Here is a 6,493-nt window from a genome sequence, read left to right as displayed (position 1 = left end):
CGCGCCCATTCCGAGTCCGACAGATCCCCCCGCCCCATGTCCGTGGCAACGAGCCGGACCCGAAACGGTCACATGATCCGCCGGACAGGCTCTAGGGCGACCGCCCGGAGAGCCGGAGAGCCGGAGAGAGGGAGCGGTGGGGGCGGCCGGCGCCGTCCCGCCGTCAGCGGCAGGCCGCTGTCAGCGGCAGGGGGAACCCGAGGGCCCCGGTGTGGGCTTGGCCAGTGCGGTCAGGGCCTTGTCGGCGTCCTTCTGCTTCACCAGGTCCTTGAAACCCGCGCCGAGGATCAGGTCGACGTCCTTGCCCTTGCGCGCGTCGTTCTTGGTCGTGGTCCCGGTGAGCTGGGTGCCGAGCACGTTGAACGCGCCCTTGGTGGCGCCCGGGGCGCCGAGCAGCATCCCCGGGGCCTTGACCTTCTTGTCGTACTCGGACGGGGCGTTGCCCACCTTGCCGATCTTGAAGCCGCGCTTCTTGAGCTCGTCCGCGGTGTCCTTGGCGAGGCCGGAGCGCGGGGTCGCGTTGTAGACGTTGACGGTGATGTCGGCGGGCTTCGGCAGCGAGGAGGCGGTACGGCCGGTCCGCGGGTTCTCGTCGTGGCGCTGGTCGAGCTTGCAGTCCGCGGTGCCCTTGGCGGTGCGCACGGTGGTGTCGTCACCGCCCGAGAAGACATCGATGAGCTGGAGCGTTCCCCAGCCGACCAGGCTGAGTACCACTACCGAGCCAAGTCCGGCGAACACCAGCCGCCGACGGCCGCGCGGTCGCCTCATACGCGGGTAGCGGTCGCCCGTGATGCGGTACTTACCGCCCATCCCGGGTGGGGTCAGCATGCTCATGTGCGCAGCGTAGTGCGGCCCGGTGGCGATGCCTACTAAATGATCAATGGTTAGTGCTCAGGCCAACCCGAAAGGGCCAACACGGGACGCCGCGGGAGGCCGCGAGGGACACGGTCAGCCCAGCTCGAGGACGCGTGCGTGCAGGACCTGGCGCTGCTGGAGGGCGGCGCGGACGGCGCGGTGCAGCCCGTCCTCCAGATAGAGGTCGCCCTGCCACTTCACGACATGGGCGAAGAGGTCGCCGTAGAAGGTCGAGTCCTCCGCGAGCAGCGTCTCCAGGTCGAGCTGCTGCTTCGTCGTGACCAGTTGGTCGAGGCGTACCGGGCGTGGGGCGACATCCGCCCACTGGCGGGTGCTTTCCCGTCCGTGGTCGGGGTAGGGCCGACCGTTTCCGATGCGCTTGAAGATCACACGGAAAGCCTACCGGGCAAGCGGCTCCCGGCGCAGCCAAGGTGCCGGAGTGCCGGGGGGCGGCGCGATCCGTGCCGAGGGAGGAAACGGTAGAAAATATCTTCAAAAGGGACTAGGCAGTCAGGGGGGCCAGGAGTAACGTAAATAACAGCCTGCGGGGCGAGCGAGGGAGCTTGACCGGAGAGACGTTCAGGACAGAGGACCTTGGTTCTCCGGAACGTCTTCGAGATGGTCTGGCTGAGAGGCCGGAAGGTCGGGGAGACCGGAAGGCGACCTCCACTACCTGATACGGACAATGCCGCCGAAGGGAGCCCACCTCGTAGGTTTTGTCCTGCCCGGCCCGGACGCGCCCACCGTGTCCGCTTGCGCCGGGCTTTGACGCGTTCGAGCATGGCCGCATGCGCTGTCTGGTCACCGGAGCCACCGGCTACATCGGCGGACGGCTGGTGCCCGAGCTGCTCGCCGTGGGCCATGAGGTGCGCTGTCTCGCCCGTTCGCCCGGGAAGCTGCGCGATCACCCCTGGACGCCACGGGTGGAGATCGTCCGCGGTGATGTGACCGACGCGCCCTCCCTTGACGCGGCCATGGAGGGCGTGGACGTCGCCTACTACCTGGTGCACGCGCTCGGCACCGGCCCCGGTTTCGAGGAGACCGATCGCCGGGCGGCCCGGACCTTCGGCGAACGGGCCCGCGCCGCGGGGGTCCGGCGGATCGTCTACCTCGGCGGGCTGACCCCGGCCGGGGTGCCCGAGCGCGTCCTCTCCCCGCATCTGCGCTCCCGCGCCGAGGTGGGGCGGGTGCTGCTCGACTCCGGGGTGCCCACCGCCGTACTGCGCGCCGGGGTGATCATCGGCTCCGGCTCGGCCTCGTTCGAGATGCTGCGCTATCTCTCCGAACGGCTGCCGCTGATGGTGACGCCGAGCTGGGTGCGCACCCGCACCCAGCCGATCGCCGTCCGCGATGTGCTGCGGCTGCTCGTGGGGTGCGCGACGCTGCCGGACGAGGTGCACCGCACCTTCGACATCGGCGGTCCGGACGTGCTCACCTACCGCGACATGATGGTGCGGTACGCGGCCGTCGCCGGGCTGCCCAGACGGCTGATCCTGCCGGTGCCGGTGCTCTCGCCCGGTCTGTCCAGCCTGTGGGTCGGCCTGGTCACACCCGTGCCGGGCGCCATCGCACGCCCCCTGGTGGAGTCGCTGAAACATGAAGTGGTGTGCACCGAGCGGGACATCGCACGGTACGTACCCGATCCGCCGGGCGGTCCGGTCGGACTGGACCGGGCGCTGGAGCTGGCACTGCGCCGGATCCGTGACGCGGACGTGGCCACCCGCTGGTCCTCCGCCGCCACCCCGGGCGTGCCCAGCGATCCGCTGCCGACCGACCCGGACTGGGCGGGCGGCAGCCTCTACACCGACGACCGTGAGCGTTCGGTGGCCGCCACCCCGCAGGCCGTATGGCGCGTGGTGGAGGGCATCGGGGGTGTGAACGGCTGGTACTCACTGCCGGTGGCCTGGGCCCTGCGCGGCTGGATCGACACGCTGGTGGGCGGCGTCGGGCTGCGCCGGGGCCGCCGGGACGCGGCCCGGCTGAGGGTCGGGGACAGCCTCGACTTCTGGCGGGTGGAGGAGGTCCGGCCGCCGCGGCTGCTGCGGCTGCGGGCCGAGATGCGGCTGCCGGGGCTGGCCTGGCTGGAGATGCGGGTGGACCGGGATCCGGCGGGCGGGACGGTCTACCGGCAGCGCGCGGTGTTCCACCCGCGCGGGCTGGCCGGGCATCTGTACTGGTGGGGCGTCTCGCCCTGGCACGGTCTGGTCTTCAGCGGGATGGCCCGGAACATCGCCGCCAAGGCGGAGGCGGAGGCGGACGCGGACGCGTCGGCCCCGCCGGTGCGGTGACCTGACCGGCGGGGCGGGGTGGGGCGCCCTCGCCCCGGCGGGGGCGTACCTCGGTGGCCGTGCGCCGCGGCCACCTGCGCCCGGCGTGTGCCGCGCGTGTTGCCGGGCGCCGTCGGTCGCCTGGTGTCGTGCCCGCCGCCGGGGGGCCCGCCTGCGGCGGGTTCGCGGGTGTCCGGCGTGTGCCCCGTCCGTGGACGAGGCGCCGCCGGTCGCGTCGCCCCGCTCACGGTCCGTCAGTCGTCCCGCTTGCGGAGGCCGTCGAAGCTGATGGGCAGGTGGCGGGGGCCCCGCAGCACCGCGTTGCGCCGGTACTCCGGGGGGTCCTCGAGCAGCCGGGGGTTCTCGAGCCGCCGGGCCAGCTCGGTCAGCGCGAGCTGTGCCTCGAGACGGGCCAGCGGGGCGCCGAAGCAGCTGTGGATTCCGCTGCCGAAGCCGAGGTGCTGGTTGTCCTTGCGCCGCGGATCGAACCGGTCCGGCTCCATGAAGCGCTGCGGGTCGCGGTTGCCGGAGGCCAGGACGAGCCAGACCGACGCGCCCTTGGGGATGGTGACGCCCGCGATGTCGATATCCGCGAGCGGGGTGCGCTGGGGCAGCAGCTGCACCGGGGGTTCGAACCGCAGCAACTCCTCCACCAGCGGAACGGCCAGATGGGGATGGTCCCGCAGCTGCGCCAGGACGTCGGGGTTGCGCAGCAGCGTCAGCATGCCGTTGGTGATCAGGTTGACGGTGGTCTCGTGGCCCGCGACCAGCAGCAGTGCCGCGGTGCTCAGCAGCTCGGCCTGGGTCATCTGCCCCTCGGGGCCGTGTTCGGCGGCCAGGGCGGAGAGCATGTCGTCGCCGGGGGCGCGGCGGCGCTCCTCGATCAGCTCGGCGAGGTACAGCCCGAGTTCGGTGCGCGCCTGCTGGGTGACCCGACGGCGTTCGGCGGCGTCCTCGCCCGGGTCGGGGTCCAGGCTGGCCGCGAGGGTCTCGGCCCAGTGGTGGAAGCGCGACTCGTCCTCGCGCGGTACGCCCAGCAGCCGGCAGATCACGGTGACCGGGAAGGGGTACGAGAAGTGGTCGACCAGGTCGATCCGGTCGCGGTCCCCGAAGCCGTCGACCAGTTCGCCGATGATGCGGGAGAGTTCACCGCGCATGGCGTGGATCCGGCGCGGGGTGTGCGGCGGGCCGAAGGGGGTCATCGCCAGCCGCCGCAGCCGGTCGTGCTCGGGCGGGTCGAGCCGCAGGAAGGCGGGCGGCAGCCCGGTGTCCTCCTCGTCGGCGAGGCTCTCGGTGGCCCGCACGTTCAGGTTGCGCGCGTCGGAGCTGAGCCGTGGATCGTGCAGCAGCCCGTGGATCTCCCAGTAGGTGCTGACGATGTAGGGGCCCTCCTCGTCGTGCAGCACGGGCGTCTTGCGCAGCTCGGCGTAGACGGGGTACGGGTCGGCGCGGTTGGCGTAGTCGGTGATCTTCCGCAGCAGCGAGCCTTCTGTCATGGCTGAGGTCCTTCGATCATCGGGCTCGGTCAGGCCCGCGCGGGAGTGAAGGTGATCCGTCGGTCGGTGGGCGAGTAGCCGCTGAGCGTGACGGTCGGCCCGTGGGTGGGCAGCGAGGGGTCGGGGAAGTCGGCGGGGACCGGGCGGAGCCCTTCGGCACGGCGGTCCACGGTGGTCCCCGGCGGCGGGAAGGGGGCCGCGGTCTCGATCAGCCGCTGGTAGTGCTCCAGCCATTTGGTCTGGTCGAAGGTGACGGCGGCGATGACCCGGCCCTGGTAGCCGTAGACACCGGTGAAGCGGTGCTCGGCGAGCGAACCCTGCGCGATCAGGACCTCCTCGCCGAGGGACGGCACCCCGACCGACTTGATGCTCACCCCGAACTGCGAGGACCAGAAGGCCGGGACCCACATATGCGGCCGTCGGTCGGCGCTGGCGTTGATCATGTTGTGGGCGGCGGTCTCGGCCTGGGCGACCGCGTTGCCCCAGTGCTCCAGGGACAGGAACTGGTAGTTGAAGAGCGGATGCGGGGACCGGGCCACGTCCCCGGCCACGAAGATGTCGTCGGTGACGATGCCCCGGATGTCGAAGGCGCGGCAGCCCGCGTCGCAGGCGATGCCCCGGGGCCCGGCGCCGAGGCCGGACCCGGCCAGCCACTCGGTGTTGCGGGTGGCGCCGAGCGAGACCACCGCCACGTCCACGTCCAGGACGGTGCCGTCGGACAGATGGGCGCGGCGCAGCCGCCCGGCCGAGTCGCCCTCCAGACCGGTGACCATCACCCCGCAGCGCAGATCCACCCCGTGGGCGCGCTGGAGATCGGCGGCGACCTGGGCGACCACCCCGCCGAGCGCGCCCACCAGCGGCGCCGGGCCGCGTTCGGCCACCGTCACCTCGAGCCCCAGCTCACGGCAGGCGGAGGCGATCTCGGAACCGGTGAACCCCGCGCCGATCACCAGCACCCGGCGCGGCATCGCCGTCAGCCGCCGGTTGAGCGCGAGGGAGTCCTGGCGGGTGCGGAGTACGAAGACGCCGTCGAGCTCGGCCTCCAGCGGATGCGGCCAGGGGCGGGCGCGCACCCCAGTGGTGATCATCAGCCGGTCGTAGGGCACCTCGTCGCCGTCGGCGAGCCGCACCCGGCGGGCCGTCATGTCGAGGCCGGTGGCGGCCACTCCAAGGCGCCACTCGGCGTCCAGCGCGCGGCGGCGGGGCAGTGCGGTGTGCTCCGGGCTGGCCTTGCCGAGCAGCACCTGCTTGGACAGCGGCGGCCGGTCGTACGGTTCGTGGGGCTCGTCGCCGATCAGTGTGAGGGAGCCGGTGAACCCCTCCTGGCGCAGGGTCTCCGCGGCCCGCAGCCCGGCCAGCGAGGCGCCGACGATCACGATCCGGCCCGAGCGCCGCAGCGCCTCCAGCGACCCGTTACCGGACACCGGTCGCCTCCGCCCGTGCGGAGATCCCGGCCGACCCGGCCGCCCCGTCCGGCCCGTTCGCCCCGTCCGCGTCCAGGCCCTCGGCCAGGATGGCCTGCACCGGGCAGGCGGCCACCGCGCGCGCCACGTTCTCCCGCTGGGTGTCGTCGGCGTACGGGTTGTAGAGCAGCGCCTCGTCGCCATGCATGGTGAACACGTCGGGGGCGAGGAAGGCACACTGCGCGTATCCCTGACAGCGGTTGAGATCGACGACAATCCTCATCCGGGCCCTGCCCTTCAGAACTGCTCGGGCCACCGGTGCCGTCCCGCGTCACCTCGGCGGGCGGTCCCGGCAGCGGGACGTCCCCCTCCGGCCCAGCATGGGCGACCGTGCGGGGGCCCGCGCGTACAGCCGGGCCAAAGGGGTGGGCACGGGCCCGGCGGGGCGTGAGGGCGCTCTGTACGATGTAGC

General features: G+C 72.5%; 6 protein-coding genes. 1 reads left to right on the top strand and 5 read right to left on the bottom strand.

Translation table 11 applies throughout. The annotated features are described in order from the left end of the window. Positions 1-180: 180 nt before the first annotated feature. Positions 181-810 (bottom strand): LytR C-terminal domain-containing protein, encoded by a 630-nt coding sequence (locus tag AB0C66_RS13310; protein WP_362436689.1) that lies wholly within the window; start codon positions 808-810, stop codon positions 181-183. Between the two features lie 138 nt (positions 811-948). Then, the gene (locus tag AB0C66_RS13305) at positions 949-1,245 is read right to left on the bottom strand and encodes a type II toxin-antitoxin system VapB family antitoxin (protein WP_003986294.1); all 297 of its coding nucleotides are present in this window, start codon (positions 1,243-1,245) and stop codon (positions 949-951) included. A 398-nt stretch (positions 1,246-1,643) separates the two neighbouring features. Between AB0C66_RS13305 and AB0C66_RS13300 the strand changes: the two genes are divergently transcribed. Next, positions 1,644-3,143, top strand: coding sequence for an SDR family oxidoreductase (locus tag AB0C66_RS13300; RefSeq protein WP_362436612.1), 1,500 nt, complete (start codon positions 1,644-1,646; stop codon positions 3,141-3,143). Between the two features lie 233 nt (positions 3,144-3,376). Here the strand turns inward: AB0C66_RS13300 and AB0C66_RS13295 are convergent, their stop codons facing one another. The 3 genes from AB0C66_RS13295 to AB0C66_RS13285 are packed head-to-tail and all read right to left on the bottom strand — an operon-like array spanning position 3,377 to position 6,304. Then, the gene (locus AB0C66_RS13295) at positions 3,377-4,618 is read right to left on the bottom strand and encodes a cytochrome P450 (RefSeq protein ID WP_362436610.1); all 1,242 of its coding nucleotides are present in this window, start codon (positions 4,616-4,618) and stop codon (positions 3,377-3,379) included. Positions 4,619-4,647: 29 nt separating this feature from the next. Beyond that, positions 4,648-6,042, bottom strand: coding sequence for an FAD-dependent oxidoreductase (locus AB0C66_RS13290; protein WP_362436608.1), 1,395 nt, complete (start codon positions 6,040-6,042; stop codon positions 4,648-4,650). Continuing rightward, positions 6,032-6,304: a ferredoxin gene (locus tag AB0C66_RS13285; RefSeq protein WP_362436606.1), complete on the bottom strand. Its 273-nt coding sequence runs from the start codon at positions 6,302-6,304 to the stop codon at positions 6,032-6,034. Before AB0C66_RS13285 ends, AB0C66_RS13290 begins: the two co-directional genes overlap by 11 nt. Positions 6,305-6,493 lie beyond the last annotated feature (189 nt).

This window comes from Streptomyces sp. NPDC048636, from assembly GCF_040650655.1.
Taxonomy (GTDB): domain Bacteria; phylum Actinomycetota; class Actinomycetes; order Streptomycetales; family Streptomycetaceae; genus Streptomyces.
The sequence above is the reverse complement of the archived record's forward strand: the minus strand, read 5'-3'. Positions and strand labels throughout refer to the sequence as shown.